The sequence below is a fragment of the Sinimarinibacterium thermocellulolyticum genome (assembly GCF_040327995.1).
GTDB classification, from domain to species: domain Bacteria; phylum Pseudomonadota; class Gammaproteobacteria; order Nevskiales; family Nevskiaceae; genus Solimonas; species Solimonas thermocellulolyticum.
On record NZ_JBEPIJ010000002.1, the window covers coordinates 19,110 to 42,220 of the forward strand.

Sequence of the window (23,111 nt, forward strand, 5' to 3'; positions counted from 1 at the left end):
GGCAGGGACGCAAGACCGGCTAATATAGCGGGGCTCGTCGGCCACGATGAGCGTGTCACGGGCCCAGGTCCGGATCCGCCCGGCCTTTCGTTTCCCCAGCCGACCCTTGCCGTTCGTTCAAACCATGAATGCCCAGGAATGGCGCGCCGTTTTCGCGCTCGGTGCGCTCTACGCACTGCGCATGCTCGGCATGTTCATGGTGCTGCCGGTGTTCGCGCTGCACGCCAGCACGCTGCCGCAGCCGGCTCAGCCCTGGCAGATCGGCCTTGCGATCGGCGTCTATGGCCTGACCCAGGCGCTGCTGCAGATTCCACTGGGCATGGCCTCGGACCGGTTCGGCCGCAAGCCGGTCATCGTCTTCGGCATGCTGGTGTTCGCGGCCGGAAGCTGGCTCGCGGGCGCCACCGACGACATTAGCTGGATCATCGCCGGCCGCGCGCTGCAGGGGGCCGGCGCGATCTCGGCGGCGGTCGCGGCGCTCTTGGCCGACGTGACCCGGGATTCGGTACGCACGACGGCGATGGCCATTCTCGGCGCCGGCATGGGCCTGGCCTTCGTGCTGGCGCTGGTCCTCGGGCCGCTGGTCGCCGGTTGGATCGGTGTCGACGGCATTTTCCGCATGACCGCCGTGCTCGCGCTGCTGAGTCTGCCGCTGCTGCTGCTCGGTGTGCCGACGCCCAGGCCACTGCCGCCGGAGTCCTCCAGCCTGCGCGCGGTGCTCGCCGATCCGCAGCTTTTGCGCCTGGATGCCGGCATCTTTCTGCTGCACGCCGGTATGACCGCAGTCTTCACCGTCGTGCCGCTGGCGATCGCACAGACGCTGGGTCTGGCCAGCGCCGATCACTGGAAGCTGTATCTGCCGGTGCTGCTGCTGAGTCTCGGGCCGGTGTTCCCGCTGATCCGCTACGCCGAGCGCGGCGGCCGGCTGAAGGCGGTCTTCCTCGCCGTGGTCGCGTTGCTCGCCGGCGCGCTGGCGCTCGCCGCCGCCGGCCACGATACCGCACCGGTGCTGGTGGCGGCGCTCCTGCTTTACTTCATCGCCTTCAATTTCCTCGAAGGCGCACTGCCGTCGATGATCTCGCGCCTGGCGCCGCCCGCGCACAAGGGCGCGGCGCTCGGCGTGTACTCCAGCGCACAGTTTCTCGGCGCCTTTGCCGGCGGCATGCTGGGGGGGCTGGCGCTACAGTACGGCGGCATCGGCGGCGCGTTGGCAGCGGCGGCGCTGTTGCCGATAATCTGGCTCGTCGTCGCGGCGGGCATGGGACCGGTGGCTGCGTCCCCGCCGCCCGCGGCGCGCGCCGAGGACGGCATACGCATCTGAACGAACGACGGAGATCACCATGGCGCGCGGAGTCAACAAGGTCATCCTCATCGGCAACCTCGGCAAGGATCCCGAGGTACGCTACTTCCCCAACGGCGACGCCGTGTGCAACGTCACGCTGGCCACCACCGAGAGCTGGACCGACAAGCAGTCCGGCGAAAAAAAGGAAATGACGGAGTGGCACAACGTCGTCTTCCGCCGCAAGCTGGCCGAGATCGCCGGGCAGTATCTGAAGAAGGGATCGAGGATCTACGTCGAGGGCTCGCTGCGCACGCGCAAGTGGGAAAAGGACGGCGTCGATCGCTACACGACGGAAATCATCGCGCAGGACATGCAGATGCTCGATGGCCGCGGCGGCGGTTCGGCGCCGATGGGGGGCGACGGTGGCCACGAGTCCCGACGTCCGGCGGCCGCGCGCGCCGCACCGGCGGCCACAGCGCCGGCACAGAACATCGACGCGCCGTTCGAGGATGACGACATTCCGTTCTGACGGCACTCGCAGCGCGCCAATCTGACGCAGTCCACATTTGCGCCGGCGCGGCGCTCGCAACGCAGGCGCGGCTTCGGCTAAGGTGACGGCCTTCGTCGGGGGGCGCATGGCCACAGCCGAAAGCTACCGTATCGCCATCGTCGGTTCCGGGCCGGGCGGCCTGTCGGCGGCATGCCGCGCAGCGGAAATGGGCGATTCGCACATCCTGCTCGAAGCCCAGCCTCACCTCTCCAACACGATCTACCGCTACCAGAAAGGCAAGCACGTCATGGCCGAGCCGAACGTGCTGCCGCTGCGCGCGACCGCCGCTTTCGAGGCCGGCACCCGCGAGAAGATTCTGGAGGTCTGGCACAACGATGTGGCGCGTCTGAAGGTCAACGTCCGCTATCGCGCGCAAGTGGTCAAGATCGAGCGGCAGGCGAGCGGCTTCAAGCTCACGCTGGCCTCGGGCGGGACGGTGCTCGCCGAGAAGGTCGTGCTGGCCATCGGTGTGCAGGGCAACCCGCGCAAGATGGGCGTGCCCGGCGAGGACCTGCCGAACATCCAGTACCAGCTCGACGACCCGGACGAATACAAGGGCGAGACCATCGTCGTCGTCGGTGCCGGCGATGCGGCGATCGAGAATGCGATCGCGCTCGCGCGCCAGAACAGCGTGCACATCGTCAATCGCAAGGCCGAGTTCTCGCGTGCCAAGGACGGCAACAACAGCCTGATTCTCGGCGCCATCGAGCAGGGCAAGCTGCGCTGTCACTACAACAGCACACCCGAACGCATCGAGAAGCTGGCGCCCGGACACCCCAGCGGCAAGCCGATGCTGCTGCGGCTGAACTCCAAGGAAGGCGCGGTGGAGGTGCCCTGCGACCGCATCATCGCGCGCCTTGGCGCAACCCCGCAGCGCGAGTTCGTCGAGTCCTGCGGCATCAGCTTTCCGAGCGAAGATCCGGCCGCGGTGCCGGCGGTGTCGCCGACCTACGAGTCTAACGTGCCGGGGCTGTACATCATCGGTGCGCTGGCCGGCTATCCCTTGATCAAGCAGGCGATGAATCAGGGCTACGAGGTCGTGGAGTTCATCTGCGGCCGGCCGGTGGCCCCGGCCGACGAGCCGATCCTGCGCCAGAAGTTCTCGGCGTTCTCGGCGAACCCGGACGTCGAGGCCTTCCTCGACGTGCTCAACCGCCGCTCGCCGGTGCTCGCGGCAATGAACCGCTTGCAGTTGCGCGAGTTCCTGCTCGAAAGCCGCATCTTTTCGCCGGCGGTCGGCGAGGTGCTGTACAAGGAAGGCGACTACGGCAACTCGGTGTTCATCGTCGTCTCCGGCGAGGTCGGCGTGCAGCTCGATCCGAACGATCCAACCAAGCTGCGGCCGATCAAGGCCGGGCGCATTTTCGGCGAGATGGCGCTGATTTCCGGGCGGCCGCGCGCGGCGACGGTGGTCGCCGGCAAGGACTGCGTACTGATCGAGGTGCCGCGGCGCGCGATGCTCAAGCTGATCAGCGCCAACGATCGTGCGCGCGAGTATATCGACCGCGTGTTCACCCTGCGCGCGCTCGAACGCTACCTCGTGCCCGGTGCCGACGATGCACAGCTCAAGGCCATCGTCGACTCCGCGCGGCTGTGTCAATTCAAGGCCAAGGAGATGATCTACACGGCCGGCGATGCCGCCGAGCACATCCACCTGATCCGTTCGGGCTCGGTGACGCTGTCGACCAGGGTCGGCACCCGCGACGTGGTGCTGCAGTATCACGCCGCCGGCCAGTACTTCGGCGAGCTCGACGTGATCGCCGGGACCAGGCGTAGCCAGACCGCGACCGCGGCGATCAAGACCGAGACCATCCGCCTCGACGCCAAACCCTTCCTCCAACTGCTCGACCGGCATCCGCAGATGAAGGCGGCGGTGCAGGCGCGCTTCCGCAGCCAGATCGAGCAGCGCCTCGCGATGGAGCGCGATCCCGAACGCGGCGCGCGCATGCACTTTTTGCTTGGCCAGGGTCTGGGCGAAGCCACCGACGCGCTGCTGATCGACGAATCCTTGTGCATCCGCTGCGACCAGTGCGAGAAGGCCTGCGCGGCGACGCACGGCAATGTCTCGCGGCTCGATCGCGAGGCCGGCGCCACCTTCGACAATCTGCACGTGCCGACCTCCTGCCGCCACTGCGAGCATCCGCACTGCATGAAGGACTGTCCGCCGGATGCGATCCACCGCTCGCCCAATGGCGAGGTCTATATCCAGGACACCTGCATCGGCTGCGGCAACTGCGAGCGTAACTGTCCCTATGGCGTGATCCAGATGGGGGTGCAGTCGCCCGAGACACCGAGCCTGTGGCGCTGGTTGCTGTTCGGCCGGGGGCCGGCGCCGGGCAGCGACATCCACGACTATCCCAAGGGTGCGATCAAGAAGGCGGTGAAGTGCGACATGTGCGGCACGCGCGAGGCCGGTCCGGCCTGCGTGCAGGCCTGCCCGACCGGCGCGGCGATCCGCGTCGGCCCCGAGGAATTCTTCGAGGTGCTGGCGCGTGGCGGCCGGTGAGGCAAAGCGCTCAGACGAAGCCTTGAATGGCATCGTCTGCTTTGGCGAACGCCCGGCCAGGGAGCGTTTGCTTGGGCGAGTCGTGACTCGATGTCACGACGAGCTGGGCAAACGCCGGGCAGAGGTCGCAAGGATCAGGCTGTTGCGCCAGGGACGGCCGAGATGAACGCCGGAAAAATGATTGCCGGCCTCTTTGGCCGCCGCGCCGAGCGCGGCGGCCCGGCGCGCCACGAATCCTTTCTCGTCTACCGCAGCGCCTTCTATCTGAAGGTCGCGATCGCACTGTGCGCGCTGTCGTTCGCACTCTACGCCTGGCACGACCCGGTCGAGGGCCCGAGCGGCAGCACCTGGCTCGGCTACGGACTCGGCACGCTCGGCGCGGTCCTGATCGTCTGGCTGGCCTGGCTGGGGGTGCGCAAGCGCCAGTTCCGCGAAGGCCGTGCGCCGGTGAAGGCCTGGGTGTCGGCGCACGTCTATCTGGGCCTGTCGCTGATCGTCGTCGCAACCTTGCACACGGGCTTTCAGCTCGGCTGGAACGTGCACACCCTCGCCTACGTCTTGATGATGCTGGTCATCGCCAGCGGCATCTACGGCATCCTCGCCTACTCGCTGCTGCCGCGGCAGGTGACCGCCAACCGCAACGGCATGGAATTGCGCGCGATGCTGCAGGAGATCGAGCAGCTCAACGAATCGGCGCTGTCACTGGCCGATCGCATTGATCCGGAAACGCATGCGGTGGTGGCGCGCTCGGTCGGCAAGGTGCGTATCGGCGGCAGCGCCTGGGAGCAGCTCAGTGGGCGTTATCGCTCGCCCGGCGAGAGCCGCGGCCTCGACCAGTTCTTCAAGGTCAAGCGCACGCAGTTGCAGGCGCAGGCGGCGGCTCGCGCCGCGGGCGGCACGGTTCCGCAGCGCGGCGGCCGCCAGGCGACGATCGCCTTCGTCGCCGATCAGATCTTCGCCACCGGCAGCGCGCGTACCGGCGACCAGGCGTCCGAGAACCTGCAGAAGCTGCTGCAGACCATCGCCAAGCGCAAGGCCCTGCTCGACAAGGTCAACCGCGACATCACCTTGCGCGCGCGCCTGGAGGTCTGGCTGTACCTGCACGTGCCGTTGACGGTGGCCCTGCTCGCCGCACTGCTGGTGCATATCGTCACCGTGTTCCTCTACTGGTAGCGCGCCGTGATTCTGGTCAGACGTCAGGCGCCGGACGGTGCGCAGACCGAGCAGGTGGTCAGCGGTGCGGTCACGATCGGCCGCGCCACCGACAACACGATCCCGCTTTCGGGCCTGCTGGTCGCGCTGCATCACGCGCGCCTGACCCCGGGCTCAGGCGCGACCCTGCAGCTCGAATGCCTCGGCGCGGTCGACGTGATCGTCAATGGTCTGGTCGGACAGCGTAGCGCGGTGCTGGCGCCCGGCGACGAGCTTCGCATCGGTGGGCATCGGCTGTGCGTCTCGGTCGATGGCGACGGTGGCCTGGTGCTGGAGGTACGCGAGTGCGATCCGCAGGGCGCAACTGGCGGCGACGGCGCGATCACCAGTCTCGACGCGGCCGGTTGGCGCATGCGTCGGCCGGCGGTGATCGCGGCGGCACTGGTGCTACTGGTGTGCCTGATGGTGCCCTTGGTGCTGCGCGCGGTCTCGGCGCCGGCCTGGGTCGAGGATCGGGTGCCGAGCGATCGCTGGTGGACCTCGGGGGCGATCAGCAATGCGCATCTGCAGTTCGGTGCCGAGTGCGAGGTCTGCCACGAGCAGCCGTTCGTGAGGGTGCGCGACGAGGCCTGTTTGAGCTGCCATGCCGCCGTGGCCCACCACGGGGATGACCTGGCGTCGATGCAGGATGCTGGGCTCGACCAGCAGCGCTGCGCGAGCTGCCATTTCGAGCACGGTGGCACGCAAGCCGTGCTGCCCGATCATCCGGCGCTGTGTGCGGACTGTCACGCGCAGCCCGGCGACTTCGCCGGTCTGGACGGTGTCGGCAGCGCCGCGGACTTTGCCACGGCCCATCCGCCGTTTCGTGTCACAGTCACGACGATGACGCCGACTGGCCCGCAGACGCAGCGCCGACTGCTAGCGCCAGACGGTCAGGATGTTTCCGGTCTGATCTTTCCGCACGATCTGCATCTCGACGAAAGGGGTGTGCGCGGTCCAAACGGCCGGCAGGTGCTGCGGTGTGCGGACTGCCATCGTCCCGGTCCCGGTGCCGTCGGCTTCGAGCCGCTGCGCTTCGAGACCGATTGCCAGCGCTGCCACCAGCTCGACGTCGATGTCGGCGGCCTGCCGTTCCGCTTGCCGCACGGCGATGCCGATGCGGTACGCACACTGCTACAAAGCGCCGTCAGCATGACACCGGTCGAGCTGCCCGAGTCCGAACCGAGCACCAATCGCCGTCGCCCGGGCGAGCGCGCCGATCGCGGCGATCCGTCGAGCGCACCGGATCCCATCGACGAAGTGTTCGAGCGTCGCGTTTGTGCCAAGTGCCACGAGATCGACAAGCCGCAGGATCAGCTCGTGCGCGTACGCGAGCCGATCCTGCGCAAGACCTGGATGCCGATGGCGCGTTTCACCCACGAGCCGCATCGGTGGGTGAACTGCGACACCTGTCACGCCGCCAGTGTGAGCTCGGATTCCAATGATCTGCTGCTACCGCAAATCGAGTCTTGTCGCGGCTGTCACGGCGGAGTAGGCTCGTCCGCACGTATCCAATCCACCTGCATCGACTGCCATCGCTTTCACCAGGCGAAGGATCTGACGATGAGCAAGTTCATGGGGGAACTTGCCAATGGGCAGACGCTGGAGTCACGGGAGTAGTTTCACGCAGGTTCGATGGGCGACGCTGCTCGCTGCGTCCCTCGCCTGCGCGGCCTGCTCGGGCGGCAACGAGCTCGTCGGTGATGGCACCGGCGTGGGGAGTGCGCCCTGTGACGGGTTCTGCTACGACACCCCGACCGCACTCAGCGTCGAGGAGATCCAGCGCCTGATCGCGCAGGCGGTCCAGGAGGCCAGGGCGCAGGGCATGCCTGCGACCATCGCCGTCGCCGACCGCGCGGGAAACGTACTGGCGGTGTACCGCATGGCAGGCGCGCCGGCTACCGTGCGTATCGGATCGCCCGACGTTAACGGGCGGGTCGACGGCGGACTCGAGGGCATCAGCCTGGTTCCCAGTGAGCTGTCGGCGATCGCCAAGGCGATCACCGCTGCCTTCCTGTCCTCCGAGGGCAATGCTTTTTCGACCCGCACGGCGAGTCAGATCGTGCAGGCCAATTTCAATCCGGGGGAAGGAAATCAACCCGGCGGCCCGCTGTTCGGGGTGCAGTTCTCGCAACTGCCGTGTTCCGATCTGAGCACGCGTTTCGTGACTGGCGCCGGACCTTCGCCGGGACCGCATCGCTCCCCGTTGGGGCTGGCGGCGGACCCGGGCGGCCTGCCGTTGTTCAAGAACGGAACCGTCGTCGGCGGCATCGGGGTCGAGGCGGATGGGCGGTACACCCTCGATCCGTCGCTGCTCGATCACGACCGGGACGTGGACGAGTTGATCGCGACCGCCGGCACTTTCGGCTTCGCCGCACCCGTGGATCGGCGCGCGGATCGGATCACCGTCGACGGCAAGACGCTGCGCTTCAGCGACGTGGGTTTCGGCGATCTGGCCAGCACGCCCGCCGCCGCGCCGGCGTTCTCCTCGCTGACCGCCGAGGTCGGCGCACTCGTTCCGGTTCGCGGCTACACGCAGGATCCGCCGACCATCGTCGCCGGCACGGCCTTCGGCCAGAACGCCTCGGGGTTCGCGCCGGCTCCGCTCACCGATCCACAGTTCGCTGCCGAAGATGCTTTCTTCCTGGTCGACGCGGCCGGGAACAATCGCTATCCGGCGCGCGACAGCACGGTGGGCGATTTGTCCGCCGATGAAGTGCGCAGCGTGATGCTCTCGGCCCTGCGCGTGGCCAATCGCGCACGTGCGCAGATCCGCCGCCCGCTGGGCAGTTCCGCGCGCGTCACGATCTCGGTCGTGGACACCCGGGGCGATATCCTCGGCATCGTCCGATCCCGCGATGCGCCGGTGTTCGGCACCGATGTCTCGCTGCAGAAGGCGCGCAACGCCGTCCTGTTCTCATCATCCGATGCCGGTGCGATTCTGCGCGCGCTGCCCCCGGCGGGCTATCTGATGCCGGACCAGGCAACCCCGGCCGAGTTGCGCCGCGTCGACATCGGCCGCTACGTCAGCGATCTGCAGTCCTTCCTCGGGCGGCCGACCGCGCTGGACGATGGCGCGATCGCGTTCACCGATCGCGCGGTCGGCAATCTCGCGCGTCCGTTTTTCCCGGATGGCATCCAGGGCACGCCGCACGGGCCGCTGTCCAAGCCCGCCGGCGAGTGGAGCCCCTTCTCCGACGGCTTGCAACTGGACCTCGTCTACAACGCGGTGATCCGACATGTGGCCTTCGTCGCCGGTCTGCCGGTGGACGATGTCCCGCAGAACTGCTCCGGCATCGAGCCGCTCGAGGACGGGTTGGGCGTTGCCAATGCGGCGCCGCAACTGCGCAACGGCATCCAGATTTTCCCGGGCAGCGTGCCGCTTTACCGCGGCGGCACCTTGGTGGGCGCGATCGGCATTTCGGGAGACGGCGTCGACCAGGACGACATGATCGGCTTTTTGGGGGCGCACGAGGCTGGCGGCGCCATCGGCAATGCACCGCCCGCGATCCGCTCCGACCAGGTCGAAGTCGATGGAGTGCGTCTGCGCTACGTGCAGTGCCCGCAGGCACCGTTCCTCGATACCGACGAGCAGGAGGTCTGCAATGGCCTCTAAGATGATGCTCGCCGTGTTGCTCACGCTCGCCGTCGCCGGCGTTGCGCAGGCGCAGGACGAACGCCGCCGCCCCGGTGAACGCGCCGAGCGCAACACCGAGGTTCCGCAAGACGCACTGCCCAAGCCGGCCGCGACGCCGAGGCCCGCACCGCTGCCGCCACCGAGCATCCAGGTCGAGCGTCGTCGTCCGGGTGAATCTCCGGCGCCGGTCAAGGCACCAGCGCCGGCGCCGGCAAAGCCCGTGCAGGCGGCCGTGCCGGCACCGGCGTCGCCGTCCGGTCGGCGGCGCCCGGGGCAACCGGACTACACGCGTCCCGATGCCAGCGGCCAGCGCGCCGAGCCCGGCTCACCGCTGCGCGGCCCGCGCGTGCCGTTCGCCCCCAATCGCGCCAGCGGTCTGAAGCCGGTAGCCAAGCCTGGCGCCGACGCCGAGTTCCGCAAGCAAGTCGTGCCGGATCGCTGGCAGCTCACGCGCGCACTCGGGCTCACCGACTACCCCTGGTACGACCCGTACAACCAGAACACGCTGAAAGGCGACCGTCCCGTGCGGGGCGACTGGTTCTTCGCTGCCAATCTGACGTCCGACACGATCATCGAGCCGCGGCGCGTGCCCACACCAGTCGGCGCTCAGGCGGAGGGCCAGGCAGGGCAGCTCGACCTGATCGGCAGCGGTGAACAACTCCTGTTCGCGCAAACCGTACTCGCCGAATTGGTCTACCTGCAAGGCAACACGACGTTCCGTCCCCCGGACTGGGAGTTCCGCTTTCAGCCGGCGTTTGGTTTCAACGACGTGCAGGTCGATCAGATCCGTGCGCTGCGCATCGATCCGCGCACGGGTACCGATCGCCGCGACCAGCACTTCGGCGTCCAGCAGTTGTTCGTCGATAAGCACCTGCGCAACGTATCGGACCGTTACGACTTCGACAGTCTGCGCATCGGCATCCAGCCATTCACGGCGGATTTTCGCGGCTTCCTGTTCCAGGACCAACAACTCGGCGTGCGCCTGTTCGGCACTCGCGACAACAACCTCTGGCAGTACAACCTCGCGTACTTCCGGCGGCTGGAAAAGGACACCAATTCGCTGCTGAACGATCTGGGGCAGCCGCTGCGCAAGGACGACATCGTCGTCTTCAATCTCTACCGGCAAGACTTCCCCGTGCTGGGCCACACCTCGCAGGCCGTGATCCTGCACAACCGCAACCGTGAAGGGGACGACGGACTGCACTTCAACCAAAACGGCTTCATCGAGCGGCCCGCGTCCATCGGCCGCGAGTTCCCGCGCAACTACGACGTGACCTATGTCGGCGTCAATGGCGACGGTCACTTCGGTAGGCTCAATCTGACTTCGTCCGCGTACTTTGCCTTCGGAGATCAAGACGAGGGGGTGTTGCGCTCAGGCGCGGTCGACATTCGCGCGTTCTTCCTCGCGGCCGAGGCATCCGTCGACTTCGACTGGCGGCGTATCCGGGTGTCGGCCTTGTACGCCAGCGCCGACGATGATCCCTTCGATGACGTCGAGACCGGGTTCGATGCCGTGCTCGAAGCGCCGCTGTTCGCCGGCGGACTCGATACGAACTTCTGGACGCGACAGAGCGTGCCGCTGATCGGTGGCGGCATCGTGGGTCTGTCCGGCCGCAACGGCCAGCTCAACTCACTGCGCTCCTCGCTGCTCGAAGGCCAATCGAACTTTGCCAACCCCGGGACCGTGCTGCTCGGCGTCGGCGCCGACCTGGACCTCGCGCCGACGTTGCGCGTGTCGTTCAACGTCAACCAGCTGTGGTTTGCGGACTCGGCCGTGGTCGAGATCTACCGCAACCAGGGGCCAATCGATGAGGACATCGGTCTGGATGTATCGGTCGCCACCATCTGGCGGCCGTTTGCGACGCAAAACGTGATTTTCCGCGGCTCGGCGGCGGCGCTGGTGCCGGGCGAAGCGTATGAACAGCTGTTCGGAGATGAGACGGGTTACTCCGTCCTGCTCAACCTGATTCTCAACTACTGAAATGGCTCGCCCTATCGCACTCCCACTGCTTGCCGCCGTCGCGCTCGCTGCCGCCTCGGGTCCGGCGATATCGGCTGGCGGCGAGAAGCCGCAGGACATCACCTACCAGACCGCGCCGCCGGCACCGCGCTCGCAGACCCAGGCCGAGGCCGACGCCAAGAGCACCGGCTGCGTGTCCTGCCACACCGAGTCCGACCAAAAGACCATGCACCGCCAGCCGGGCGTGATTCTCGGCTGCACCGACTGCCACGGCGGCAATGCGACGGTGATGAAACCCGAGGGCTTCGATGCCGGTAGCGCGCCCTATGCGGATAGGCTGGCGCAGGCGCACGTGCTGCCGATGTTCCCGAAGACTTGGAACTGGCCCAGCTCGGCGAATCCGGAGCACAGCTACGCGCTGCTCAACCGCGAGAGCCCCGAGTACGTGCGCTTCGTCAACCCCAGCGACTACCGCGTCGTGCGCGAGGCCTGCGGCGCCTGTCATCTGCCGATCATCGAGGCGGCCGAGCGCTCAATCATGGCCACCGGCGCGATGCTCTGGGGCGGGGCGGCCTACAACAACGGCATCCTGCCGTTCAAGCACTACATCCTTGGCGAGTCGTATTCGCGTGAGGGCGAGGCGACGATCCTGCTCGGCCCGGTCGTGCCCGACGAGGACATGAAGGCCAAGGGCGTCATCGAGAAGCTCTACCCGCTGCCGAGCTGGCAGACGACGCCGCCGGGCGACGTGTTCCGCGTGTTCGAGCGCGGCGGCCGCAACATCCTGAGCCTGTTTCCGGAAACCGGATTGCCGAACATCGCCGGGAACATCCAGCGCCTCGAAGAACCCGGCCGTCCCGACCAGCGCCAGTCCAACCGTGGCCCGGGCACCGGCCTGCGCATCTCGGTTCCGGTGCTCAACATCCACAAGACGCGCCTGAACGATCCACTGATGTGGTTTCTGGGCACCAACGACCAGCCGGGCGACTATCGATCCTCCGGCTGCGCCGCCTGCCACGTCGTCTACGCCAACGACCGCGATCCGCGCCACAGCGGACCGTATGCGCAGGCGGGTCACACCGGCTTGTCGCAGAGCGCCGACCCGACGATCCCGAAGAACCGCTCCGGCCATCCGCTGCGCCATCAGTTCACGTCGGCGATTCCGACCAGCCAGTGCATGGTCTGCCACATGCACCAGCCCAACGTGTTCGTGAACAGCTTCCTCGGTTACACGATGTGGGACTACGAGTCCGACGCGCCGTTCATGTGGCCGGAGGAGGAGAAAAAGCCCACGTCCGAAGAGATCCGCAAGATCAACCAGCGCAATCCCGAAGGCGCGGCGGTGCGCGGCAAATGGGGCGACCCCGAGTTCCTCAAGCAGGTCAGCGAAATGAACCCGCTGCTGCGGGACACCCAGTTCGCCGACTACCACGGCCACGGCTGGAACTTCCGCGCCGTCTTCAAGCGTGACCGCAAGGGCCGGCTGCTCGACGAGAAGGGCAACGTCGTCTCCGACGACGATCCGGACAAGTTCAAGAAGGCGGTGCACATGTCGAGCATCCACGTGGACGTCGGCATGCACTGCGTGGACTGCCATTTCTCGCAGGATGCGCACGGCGACGGGCACATCTACGGCGAGGTCGCGCAAGCGATCGAAATCGAGTGCGTCGACTGCCACGGTACTGCGGACGCCTATCCCTCGCTGCTCACCAGCGGTCCGGCGGCGCCCGAAGGCGGCACCGACCTGTCGCTGATGCGCACGCCGTTCGGCCAACTGCGTTTCGAGTGGGTGGGCGGCAAGCTGATCCAGCGCTCCAGCGTCACCGAGGGTCTGCAGTGGGAGCTGAGCCTGGTCAAGGATTCGGTGACCAAGGGCAGTCCGCACTACAACGAGAAAGCGGCGCGCGCCAAGCTGATGTCGAAGGACACCGCAAAACAGCACTGGGGCGCGGACGTCGCGCCCGCCGATCGTGCGCACAAGGACGAGGAGATGATGTGCGTGACCTGCCACACCTCGTGGACGACGAGCTGCGGCGGCTGTCATCTGCCGATTGAGGCCAACTGGAAGACACCGGACCAGCACTACGATGGCACCGAGTCGCGTAACTTCGCCACCTACAACCCGCAGGTGGTCCGCGATGACGTGTTCCAGCTCGGCAAGCACGGTCCGGCCAAGGGCGGTCGCATCGCCCCGGTGCGTTCGTCGAGCGCGCTGGTGCTGTCGTCGACCAATCTCAACCGCGAGAGGATCTACATCCAGCAGCCGCCGGTGGCGGCCAGTGGGTTCTCGTCGCAGGCCTTCGCGCCGCACTACGCGCACACCGAGCGCAAGACCGAAACCAAGCAGTGCGAGGACTGCCATCTGTCTAAGGCCAACGACAACAACGCGATCATGGCGCAGTTGCTGCTGCACGGCACCAACTTCATGAACTTCATCGGCTACAACGCCTGGCTCGGCACCGCAGGCGGCGTGGCGGCGGTGACCGTCACGGAATGGGACGAGCCGCAGGCGGTGATCGGCAGCTATCTGCACCGCTACGCGTATCCGGAGCGCTTCCGCCGGCACGAGCTGCGCGGCCGCGAGCTCGAGACCGAGCACACGCATCGTGCCGGAGATGCCGTCGGTTGCCTGCAGCTTCGCGGCGAGTATCTATACGTCGCCCAGGGCGCCGATGGCTTCGAGGTCTACGACATCAACGCCAGCGCCAACAAAGGCTTCTCGCAGCGCATCGTCTCCGCGCCGTTCTCGCCGCTGGGGCACGACACCCGCGTCGAGACGCGGAATGCGACCTGCGTGGCGCTCCCGTCCAACCAGCCGATCCATCCGGAGCGCAACCAGGGCGAGCTGATGCGCGTGATCAACATGGAGCAGCCGTTCCACCCGATCTACAACTACGCGCTGATCAGCGACAGCGAGGAAGGGCTGATTCTCGTCGACGTCAACACGCTCTCGGATGGCGAGCCGCGCAACAACTTCCTCGAGCGCGCCCTCACCTGGAACGACGGCGGCATCCTCGACGGCGCCCGTCATCTCACCGTGGCCGGATCCTGGGTCTACGTCGCTGCCGACGCCGGCATCGTCGTGCTCGATCTGGCCGATCCGCTGCGGCCCAAGGTGGCCGCGACGATCCCGCTGCAGGACGTGCGCGGCACGGCGGTGCAGTTCCGCTACCTGTTCGCGACCACGGCCGAGGGCCTGCGCGTCGTCGACGTGACCCATCCGGACCGCCCGCGCATCGTCGAGGGCGCTTTGGTGCCTTTCGCCGACGCGCGTCGGGTCTATCTGGTGCGCACGTTTGCCTATGTCGCCGCCGGCGCCGAGGGCCTGGGCATCGTCGACATCACCAATCCGGAGAAGCCGGCGCTGTACCAGCAATACACCGCCGACGGCCAGATCACCGACGCCTGGGACGTCAAGGTCGGCGCGACCAATGCCTCGCTGTTCGCCTACGTCGCCGACGGCGCCGCGGGCCTCAAGGTGGTACAGCTCATCAGCCCCGAGACCCAGCCGGGCTTCTATGGCTTCTCGCCCGATCCCAAGCCACAGCTGATTGCCACGCGCAAGACCCGGTGGCCGGCGCGCGCCGTGTCCGAGGGCCTGCACCGCGATCGCGCCGTCGACGAAACCGGCGGCCAGATTGCGGTCTTTGGCCGTATCGGCTCACGGCCGTTCACGCTCGAGGAACAGCAGGCGCTGTATCTGGACGAGGACGGCAAGCCGTGGTTCGTGAAAAATTGAGCGCTGCCGCAAACTTGTGTGAACTGCGGCGCAGTATGCATCGCAATGCGACAGACGTATCGTTTGCGTCACAGGGATTGGGCTAGGCTAGACCGGCCAGTGGATCGGCGCTGTCGGCAGAAACCGGGCAGCGCCTCGAAGGGCCACCGCAACGGCTCGGTGGCCCAAACGACGAGAGGGACTTGCGTATGTTCATGACCACAGACAAGCGACTTTTTCCGCGCACCGCGTCGATCGCGGGCTTGGTGTTGGTGCTGAGTGCTTGCGGGGGAGGTGGCGGCGGCGGGGGCAACCCGATACCGCTGGATCAACCCGACGCCTTGATGGAAAGCCTGAACGACAAGATCGCGTCCCCCAACGGCGGAATCGAGTTCGTCCCGAATGCCACGCCACCGGCACCGACCGGCGACGGACAGACCCCCAAGGTCGCGGCCGGCGTCGAGCTGACGGCCGAGCCGGGCGATACGGTTAGCCTCCCGGTGAGCATCGGCGGTGCGCCGGATTTGTCGGCCTTGTTCGCGAAGATTCCCGGGGCATCGTCATACTTTCAGGTGAACCTGGGTGGTGGCGGAGGCTCCAAGGCTGCCCGCCGCGCGGCCAAGCAGGCCACTGGCGGCTTCGTGTTGACCACCATCATCGGTTTCAACGTCACGCTGCCACAGAACCTCGCGACCGGTGGGGCGTTCTGTTTCGAGTTCGCCGCCAAAGACGCGGCCGGCAACGTGTCCTCCCCGGATGTGTCCTGCATCACCGTCGTTGCCGAAAAGCCGGTACCGATGGACGATCAGCCGTCGGCCGCACAGACTGCCGCCGCACTCCAGGGAAGCTGGCAGAGCCCGTGCTTCGACGTCTCCGACGACTTCGACGAAGACGGGACGATCGAGTCCGACGAGCAAGAGTCGGTCCGCGAGGTCATCAACTTCGTCGGCACCGACCAGTACGCGACGTTCTTCGACTTCTACGCGGCGAATCGCACCTGTTCCGGCACCGCCGAGCGTCTGCAGGCCCCGGGTGGCACGTACGCGCTGGGCAATAGCGCGCAACCCGATTCCCAGGGCAAGTACGCGCGCGCCATCGACTTCGTGCCGAACCCCGATGATCCGAACTTCGGCGATGCGGTCTCGACCTGTTACAACCTGCTGCGCCTGGAGGGCAGCGGCGGCAGTATCGACACGCTGCTACTCGGCTATCCGATTCCCTTTGCCTTCGACTTCGAAGGGGCGCCGGAACCGGTCAGCGGAGATTGCCGTTCACCCCAGACGCGGCCGACGGCGGTGATACCGTCCCTGCCGTTCAGCAGGGGGTAGCCGTCGTGCCCATGGCCCACGGTGCATCATCCGCATGGCCGTGGGCTCGTCGGTGGCGGTTCGTTTCACGGGTGCTCGCGCGCCACGGCGGGCGCGGTATGATGGTCCCGCCGCGCGCGCCGAGCGCGCGGGCCCGTCTTTCATCTGCGGTGGTCTTCAGGGAGAGCATCGATGAACTTGAGAGTTGCAGTGGCGGTGATGCTGCTCGGCGGTGCGACGACCGCATCCGCGGAGACGCTGAATTTCGGCCTACGCCTGGGGCTGACCCAAGGCGGGTATCAGAACGATTCCTCGTTCGTGGTCACCGAGCTCGCCTCCGGGCAGGATCAGCAATTCGTGGTCGCGTCCAATGACAGTTGGTTCTACTCGTTCGGTCTGCAGACCGGCGCGAGCGTCGCCGTATCGAACTTCTTCGCCGATCTGTCCGTGGAGTATCTCGACGTGCAGATCGACGGCGGCGATTTCGATCGCAGTGATCTGCTGCTCACGGCGGGCTACCTGATCGGCGATCATTGGTCGGCGTTTGCCGGCTATCGCCGGGGTACGCAAGGCGACGGCGTCTTCGACGACAAGACCTTCAGTGAGTCCGGCTTTTTCGTCGGTGCTGGCTATGCCGGCTTCGAGCTGGGGCCTTTCATGATGGGCACTTCATTGGCCTATAACTTTTCCAAGGCCGAGGACTTTCCATTTCCGGGGGACGAGTTCGACTATGGCGGCGTCAGCCTCAAGCTGGCAGTCAACCCCAAGGCGGCACCGCAGCACACCATTCAGCTGCGCTACCAGCGCTTCACTGGCGATGATTCGCCGCGGCGCGAGCTCGAGTCTGACGGTATCCCGGTTCGCGTCGAGACGGTCGAACTGACTGAAAGCTACGTGCAACTCAGCTACGCGTATGCCTTCTACTTCTAGACCGCTTCGGCGCCCTTGGTATGGCGCGCGCTGCCTCTGAGCCCGTTCGTCCAGCGCATGTCGCAGCGCGCAGTCCTGTTCGCCGACGTCGTCGGAAGCACGGCTCTTTATCGCCGTCTGGGCGATGATGCTGCCGAAGCCCTGATCCGTTCCGCGCTCGAGCGGATCGCCGAGACTGCGCGCGGCTTTGGTGGGCGCTTGGTCAAAACCATCGGCGACTGCGCCATGTGCGAATTGCCCGATGCCGACGCCGCGGCGCGAACCTCGATCGAGGTGCAGCGTCAAGCCCGTCAGCCCGTGCGGACTGGCGAGTCGCCGGTTCTGTTCCGTATTGGCTTCATGCACGGCCCTGTCGTCGTGCGCGATGACGATGTCTTCGGCGACGCCGTCAACATCGCCGCGCGGCTCTGCGACATGGCCAAGGCCGAACAAATCCTGACGACCGAAGCGACGTCGGCACTCTTGTCGCCCGAGCTGCGCGCGAACCTGCGTCTGTTCGACCAGACGCCGGTCAAGGGGGTGACGCAATCGCTGGTCATCGTGCAATTGCTATGGGATCGCCGGGCGGCGACGCAGATCTTCATCGCGCCCAGCGAGGTCGCGCTGCCGGCGAGTACCGGACTCGTCCTGACCTACGGCGGGCAGACGCTATCGATCTCGGCGCAAAAGACCCCGTTCACCATAGGCCGAGAGGAGGGGTGCAGCCTCGTCGTGCCCTCGCCGTTCGCATCGCGGGTGCATGCGCGTATCGAGCTGCATCGCGGCAAGTACACGCTGGTCGATGAAAGCACCAACGGCACCTACGTGCGTCCCGAAGGTGCGGACGCCGACCGCTACGTCTACATCCGGCGCGAGGTGTTCACCTTGCTGGGGCGAGGCGTGTTTGCGCTCGGCGAGCGGCCGGACGACGGTCTCGCGCACCTGCTGGCCTACGAAGTGTCCTGACGATGGCGGCTTCAGAAACCGAACGGCCGACGTAGCCGTTCGTCCGGCTTCTTTTCTTCTTCCGGTGCGGGCGTCGGCTCGCCTTGCTGACTCGCCTGCGTCTCGCGCTGACGTTGCGCCGCAGCCGCAGCTTCCTCGGCTTCGCGCAGGATGCGGGCGTCCTCTTCCTGTTGGCGGCGTCTGGCCGCTTCTTCTGCGGCGCGGCGTTCGGCCTCCGCCTGGGCGCGACGACGGGCTTCGGCTTCCTGGGCCTCGCGTTCGCGGCGCGCCTTTTCCGCTGCCTCCTGCTGGCGCCTTCGCTCCGCCTCGATCGCACTTGGATCCGGCGTTGGCACTGGCGTTGCCGTTGGGCGCGCGGTCATGGTGGCCGTTGGAGTTGGCTTGGGCGACGTGGTGGGGCGCGGCGTCGGCGCGGGTGTCGGTTCCGGCGTTGCCGTCGCCGGCGCAGTCGGGCTCGGCGTGGGCGGCGCGGCGGTCGGTGCCGCTGTGGGTTCCGGCGTCGGCAGGGCGCTCGGCGTCGGCTGCGGCTGCGTCGCGGGCTCGGGACTGCGCAGCAGCCACCACGCCAGCAGGATGATGCCCGAAGTGACGGCGATACCGGCGATCAGCAGGCCGCGGCGCTGGCTTGGCAAGGGTTCGCCGCGCGCGACGGCCTCGCGCTTGCGCGCCGCGGCCTCGGCCTGTGCCTGCTGCTTCAGCGCGGCGCGGCGCTGGCGTTCGGCCTCGTCCTCGGCGCGCTTGCGTGCTTTCTCCTCGGCCTTGATCCGTGCTTGTTCCTCGCGCTTCTGACGGGCGGCTTCGGCCTCAGCCCGTTTGCGCTCGGCCTCCTCGGCCTTGCGCCGGGCTTCTCCCTCTTTGCGCAGGCGCTCGGCTTCGGCGCGCTCGCGCTCGGCCTGCTCCGCCTCGGCACGACGGCGCGCGTCTTCCTCGGCGCGCTGTCGCGCCAGCTCTTCCTGACGCTCGCGTTCGGCTTCTGCGCGCTCGCGCTCCGCGGCTTCCCGTTCGGCGCGGTCCGCCGCCTGCTTGTCGCGCGCCAGGCGTTCGAGGTCGCCGCGTTCGCCGCTGACGATGGTGGGCAGGCTGTTGCCGGTTCCACGCGGGCTGGTCAGGCCCGCGGCGGTCGGCAGCGCGCCGAAGGCCCCGGTCGCGTACTGCGGCAGCGTCCCGGTGTGCTGGATCGGCAGCAACTCGTCGATCAATCGCAGCAGCTCGGTCGAGGACGCCGGTCGCTGCGCCGGATCCTTGGCCATCAGCGAGTCGATCAGCGGCTGATACTTGGCGAGTGCCTCGGGTAATCGCGGAACCGGCTCGGTGACGTGCTTGAAGATCAGTGCCAGTGATTCTTCGGCGTCGAACGGCGGCTGCCCGGTGAGCATCTCGTAGAGGATGCAACCGAGGCTGTAGAGATCGGCGCGTGCGTCCACCGCCTTGCCGCGAGCCTGTTCCGGGCTGATGTAACGCGGCGTGCCGATGGAAACGCCCGTTGCCGTCATCTTCGATTCGGACGTGATCGCCTTGGCGATGCCGAAGTCGGTGAGCACTGCGCGCCCCTGTTCGTCGAACAGGATGTTCTCGGGCTTGACGTCGCGATGCACGAAGCCGGCCGCGTGCGCGTGCACGAAGGCGTCGGTGATCTCGCGCAGGATCGACAGTGCCTGAATGTCGGTGAGACCTTGCTCGATGCGCGCGCGCAGATCACCGCCGGTGAGCAGGCGCATCGAGTAGTAGTGCACCCCCTCGGCGCGGCCGACCTCGAACACGGTGACGATGCCGGCGTGGTTGAGCGAGGCCGAGGCGCGGACTTCCTTCTCGAAGCGGGCGACGAGCTGCGGATTGCGCCCAAACTCCGGCGGCAGCACTTTGAGCGCGACGCGCCGGCCCAGGGTCTGGTCCTCGGCCTCGTAGACATCGGCCATGCCGCCAGAGCCGAGCTGTCGAATGATCTTGTAGTGACCCAGCAGGGTGCCAGGGGCGAGCACGATCGATCAGTCCTCTACGATGGCGCAGACGGCGGTGACGTTGTCGCCGGCGTCGGAGTCGCGGAGCGTGCGCTCGATCAGGCGCTGCACGATGGCCTCGGCACTGCCGCCGCGCGCGAGACATTCGATGATCGACGGTTGCGGCAGGTAGCCGTGCAGCCCGTCGGTACACAGCAGCAGGCAGTCGCCGGGCTGAAGATCGATGCGGGTGCTGTCGATCTTGAGCTCGACGGTGTCGCGTATGCCGACGGCGCGCGTCAGCACGTTGCGGTTGGGGTGGGTCTCGGCCTCGTGCGCGCTGATCGCGCCGGCGTCGATCAGCTCCTCGACGAAGGAGTGATCCTTGGTGAGCTGTTTGAGCTGCCCGCCGCGCCACAGATAGCCGCGGCTGTCGCCGACCCAGTGCAGCGTCGCCGTGCCACCGTCGACTTTCAGTACCACCGCGGTCGATCCCATGCGCTCGACGCTGGACATGCTCGCCTCGCGGATGCGCCGATGCGCTTCCTGCAGGGCCTCGCCGCCGTTGCGGCCCTGTTGCAGCGATTCGGCGAGGATGTCGACGACCATGCGGCTGGCGACCTCTCCACGCGCCAGCCCGCCCATGCCGTCGGCGACCACCGCGCCGAGCTGCTGCGGCACGACGACGAAGGCATCCTCGTTGTGGTCGCGCTGCTTGCCCTGGTGGGTGGCGCCGGCGATGGTGATGTTCAGACGACGTCTCCTCTGACGGCGCAGGTAACGGAACATGCGCGCACACTCAACGCAGCGACTGTGCGCCGGCGCGCAGTTTGCGCAAGGCGGCGCGCAAGGCGTCCGGATTATAGGACTGGCTCGCGTCCACCGCAGCGAAGAGCTCGTCGATCGGCGCCTGCAGAGCCGTTGCCGGCACGCCGTGCTCCTGCCGCAAGTAGTAGAACAGGGCGTCACTGGCGTAGTAGATCTGCTTGGCGGTGGTGTAGTCCCCGGCCTTGCCCTGCAGGCCCGCCGCGGCGACACGGTCGATGAGATCGAGCGCCTGCGCTTTGCTCAAACTGAGCTGGGCGATCTGCGGCAGCGCCTGGGTCGCGATGTCGCGCAGGGTCTTGGCCGCCTCGCGAGTTTTGGCGACCGACTGCATGGATGCGCGGTGCAGCTCGCCCAGTGCCGCATTCCAGCGCGCGGCAACGGGTGGCAGCAGCGTCTCCAGCACGATGCCGGTCATCACCAGGTACGCATCGGCCAGCCGCGGTTCGCCGGGGCCCAGCGGCCCGCCGGTGCCCGCACTCCAGCGCGGCGCCCGCATCGCGTGGTGACAGGCATTGCAGTCGAAGAACACCAGCTCAGGGAACATGCCGCGGTCGCTGAAGCGCTCGCCGAGCAGGCCGTCGAGGAAGGTCTCGGCGGCGACCAGCTGGCCGATCGCCCAGACCTTGGCGCCGGGCGCATACGCCGGCTTGCGCTGCTTGTAGTCGGCGTCCACGCGAAAATGCGCCGGCTGGATGTTGGTGAAGGTGTCGAGCTCGAACTCCAGCGGCGGATGGCCCGCGCCCATGATGCGGTGGTCGATCGGCTTGTCCTTGGTGCCCATGTGGCAGTGCAGGCACAGCCGCGCGCGGGCGACCGGATCCTCCAGCGGGTACAGGCCCTGGGCGAGGTTCTGCGCGTGCGTGTTGCCGGAGACATGCGGGCCGAGCCATTCCTGGGCGCCGCCGTGGCAGGCCTCGCAGCCGACGCCTTCGGCCATCGAATACCGCCGCCCGCGCAGATTCGCCGGCACATAGTCGGTATGGCAGGTCAGGCACTCGGGCGCCGCGGCCGCGTCCTCGATGCCGAGATTGGCGGCGATGCGCTTGCCGTCCGCGGTGAGCAGCAGCTTGTAGGCATTGGAGTGGGCATCGTCCCGCTGCCACAGGAAGTACTCGTTCTGCAGCACCGGAGAATCGTCGAACGGCCGCTGCGAGCCGTGGCAGTTGCTGCCGGCACAGGTGGCGACGCCGACATGCTGGTACCGGTCCTCGAACGGCATCGGCGGCGCTGCGTGCGCCATGCCGGCGATCGACGATCCCGCCAGCATCATCCACAGACCGACGGTGGGGCCGAACTGGCGATACAGCGAGCGTGCGTGCATGTTTCCCCCACTTTGCGCGTGGACCGCGTACCGCTACGGCGGCGAGGCTGAGGTTGCGCACCGAGCCTTGCGGTGTCGCCCGTGCGCGCGCATGTTCCGCGCCCGCGACGGATGTTCGGCGCGAGGATGCCCGAACCGCAGGCCTTCTCGCGCGCCTTCGCACCGCAGGACGGCATCGTAGAACAAGTCTGTGTCGGCGTCAGCGCGCAAGACGCACAAGCCGAGCGACGGCGATCGCGGGCGACGCGAGCTGCGTGAGTTCCGAAACATGGGCCGAGGATAGCGCCGTCCAAGGTCGTCAACCGTGAACCGCGTACAATGCGCAGCCGTTTCGGTCCATAGTGGGATCCGCGGTGCCTTGCCAAGAGCCCGCACGCTTTTAGGCTTCACGCCGCTCGCAACGCTGGCGCGCGGACACGGTGTCCGAGCGCAGCGAGGTGGGCGCTGGAGGCGCGCCATCAGGCGGCTTTCGCACCCGCTGCTACGCCGGCACCGTGTCGCCGCCTCATCCCCGCGCGTTGCGCGGGGCCGCTTTACGCTATTCGCGACGGTATGTTCAACAAGCTCATCGTCATCTGCACCGGCAACATCTGCCGCAGTCCGATCGCCGAGGCGCTGCTGCGCGCCCGGCTCGGGTCGCGGGTGCGGCAAGTCGTGTCGGCCGGGACCGCTGCGCTGGTCGGTTATCCGGCGGACCCAATGGCGGTCGCGGTCGCCGCCGAGCACGGCCTGGACTTGACACCGCATCGCGCCCAGCAGGCGACTCTGCCGCTGCTGTCGCAGATGGATCTGATTCTCACCCTCGACCAGACTCACAGCGACTGGCTCAACCGGCACTATCCGCAACTGCGGGGTCGCGTGCACAAGCTGCTGAAGTGGCGAGAGAACGCCGATGTCGCCGACCCCTATCGGTGCCCGCGCGAGGCCTTCGTCAAGGCCTTCGACGACATCGAGGCGGGGGTCGAGGACTGGCTGCGCAAGCTGTAAAACCCCCCGAAA

At 67.3% G+C, this 23,111-nt stretch carries 15 protein-coding genes; 12 read left to right on the plus strand and 3 right to left on the minus strand.

What is annotated here, in order from left to right; all coding sequences use genetic code 11:
- Positions 1–124 precede the first annotated feature (124 nt).
- The 11 genes from ABSH63_RS01970 to ABSH63_RS02020 all read left to right on the plus strand — a co-directional run bounded on the left by ABSH63_RS01970 (position 125) and on the right by ABSH63_RS02020 (position 18,026).
- Entirely contained in the window at positions 125–1,321 is a 1,197-nt protein-coding gene (locus ABSH63_RS01970) for an MFS transporter (protein WP_352886939.1), read from the plus strand.
- A 19-nt stretch (positions 1,322–1,340) separates the two neighbouring features.
- On the plus strand, positions 1,341–1,811 hold the full coding sequence (gene ssb / locus ABSH63_RS01975; protein ID WP_352886941.1) for a single-stranded DNA-binding protein: 471 nt from the start codon (positions 1,341–1,343) through the stop codon (positions 1,809–1,811).
- 106 nt (positions 1,812–1,917) lie between these two features.
- Complete coding sequence (locus ABSH63_RS01980; RefSeq protein ID WP_352886942.1) at positions 1,918–4,338, plus strand: cyclic nucleotide-binding domain-containing protein; 2,421 nt, start codon at positions 1,918–1,920, stop codon at positions 4,336–4,338.
- A 162-nt stretch (positions 4,339–4,500) separates the two neighbouring features.
- A complete protein-coding gene (locus ABSH63_RS01985) occupies positions 4,501–5,511 on the plus strand; it encodes a hypothetical protein (RefSeq protein WP_352886944.1) in 1,011 nt (336 codons plus the stop codon).
- A 6-nt stretch (positions 5,512–5,517) separates the two neighbouring features.
- A complete protein-coding gene (locus ABSH63_RS01990) occupies positions 5,518–7,149 on the plus strand; it encodes a cytochrome c3 family protein (RefSeq protein WP_352886945.1) in 1,632 nt (543 codons plus the stop codon).
- Complete coding sequence (locus tag ABSH63_RS01995; RefSeq protein ID WP_352886947.1) at positions 7,121–9,145, plus strand: GlcG/HbpS family heme-binding protein; 2,025 nt, start codon at positions 7,121–7,123, stop codon at positions 9,143–9,145. Before ABSH63_RS01990 ends, ABSH63_RS01995 begins: the two co-directional genes overlap by 29 nt.
- Positions 9,135–11,147: a hypothetical protein gene (locus tag ABSH63_RS02000; protein WP_352886949.1), complete on the plus strand. Its 2,013-nt coding sequence runs from the start codon at positions 9,135–9,137 to the stop codon at positions 11,145–11,147. The genes ABSH63_RS01995 and ABSH63_RS02000 overlap by 11 nt, the downstream gene beginning before the upstream one ends.
- Before the next feature lies 1 nt (position 11,148).
- Positions 11,149–14,865 (plus strand): hypothetical protein, encoded by a 3,717-nt coding sequence (locus tag ABSH63_RS02005; protein WP_352886951.1) that lies wholly within the window; start codon positions 11,149–11,151, stop codon positions 14,863–14,865.
- 182 nt (positions 14,866–15,047) lie between these two features.
- The gene (locus ABSH63_RS02010) at positions 15,048–16,172 is read left to right on the plus strand and encodes a hypothetical protein (RefSeq protein ID WP_352886952.1); all 1,125 of its coding nucleotides are present in this window, start codon (positions 15,048–15,050) and stop codon (positions 16,170–16,172) included.
- 171 nt (positions 16,173–16,343) lie between these two features.
- On the plus strand, positions 16,344–17,081 hold the full coding sequence (locus ABSH63_RS02015) for a hypothetical protein (RefSeq protein ID WP_352886954.1): 738 nt from the start codon (positions 16,344–16,346) through the stop codon (positions 17,079–17,081).
- A gap of 57 nt (positions 17,082–17,138) precedes the next feature.
- Positions 17,139–18,026: an adenylate/guanylate cyclase domain-containing protein gene (locus ABSH63_RS02020; RefSeq protein WP_352886956.1), complete on the plus strand. Its 888-nt coding sequence runs from the start codon at positions 17,139–17,141 to the stop codon at positions 18,024–18,026.
- Positions 18,027–18,037: 11 nt separating this feature from the next.
- On the opposite strand, the gene ABSH63_RS02025 is transcribed toward ABSH63_RS02020, so the two are convergent.
- From ABSH63_RS02025 to ABSH63_RS02035, 3 genes are read right to left on the minus strand one after another with little or no spacing between them, the layout of a single operon-like run.
- Complete coding sequence (locus ABSH63_RS02025; RefSeq protein WP_352886959.1) at positions 18,038–20,005, minus strand: serine/threonine-protein kinase; 1,968 nt, start codon at positions 20,003–20,005, stop codon at positions 18,038–18,040.
- Positions 20,006–20,011: 6 nt separating this feature from the next.
- Complete coding sequence (locus tag ABSH63_RS02030; protein ID WP_352886962.1) at positions 20,012–20,752, minus strand: PP2C family protein-serine/threonine phosphatase; 741 nt, start codon at positions 20,750–20,752, stop codon at positions 20,012–20,014.
- 10 nt (positions 20,753–20,762) lie between these two features.
- Positions 20,763–22,112, minus strand: a complete 1,350-nt coding sequence (locus ABSH63_RS02035) for a multiheme c-type cytochrome (RefSeq protein WP_352886964.1) — start codon at positions 22,110–22,112, stop codon at positions 20,763–20,765.
- Positions 22,113–22,664: 552 nt separating this feature from the next.
- Here ABSH63_RS02035 and ABSH63_RS02040 point away from each other — a divergent pair.
- Entirely contained in the window at positions 22,665–23,099 is a 435-nt protein-coding gene (locus ABSH63_RS02040) for a low molecular weight protein-tyrosine-phosphatase (RefSeq protein ID WP_352886966.1), read from the plus strand.
- Positions 23,100–23,111 lie beyond the last annotated feature (12 nt).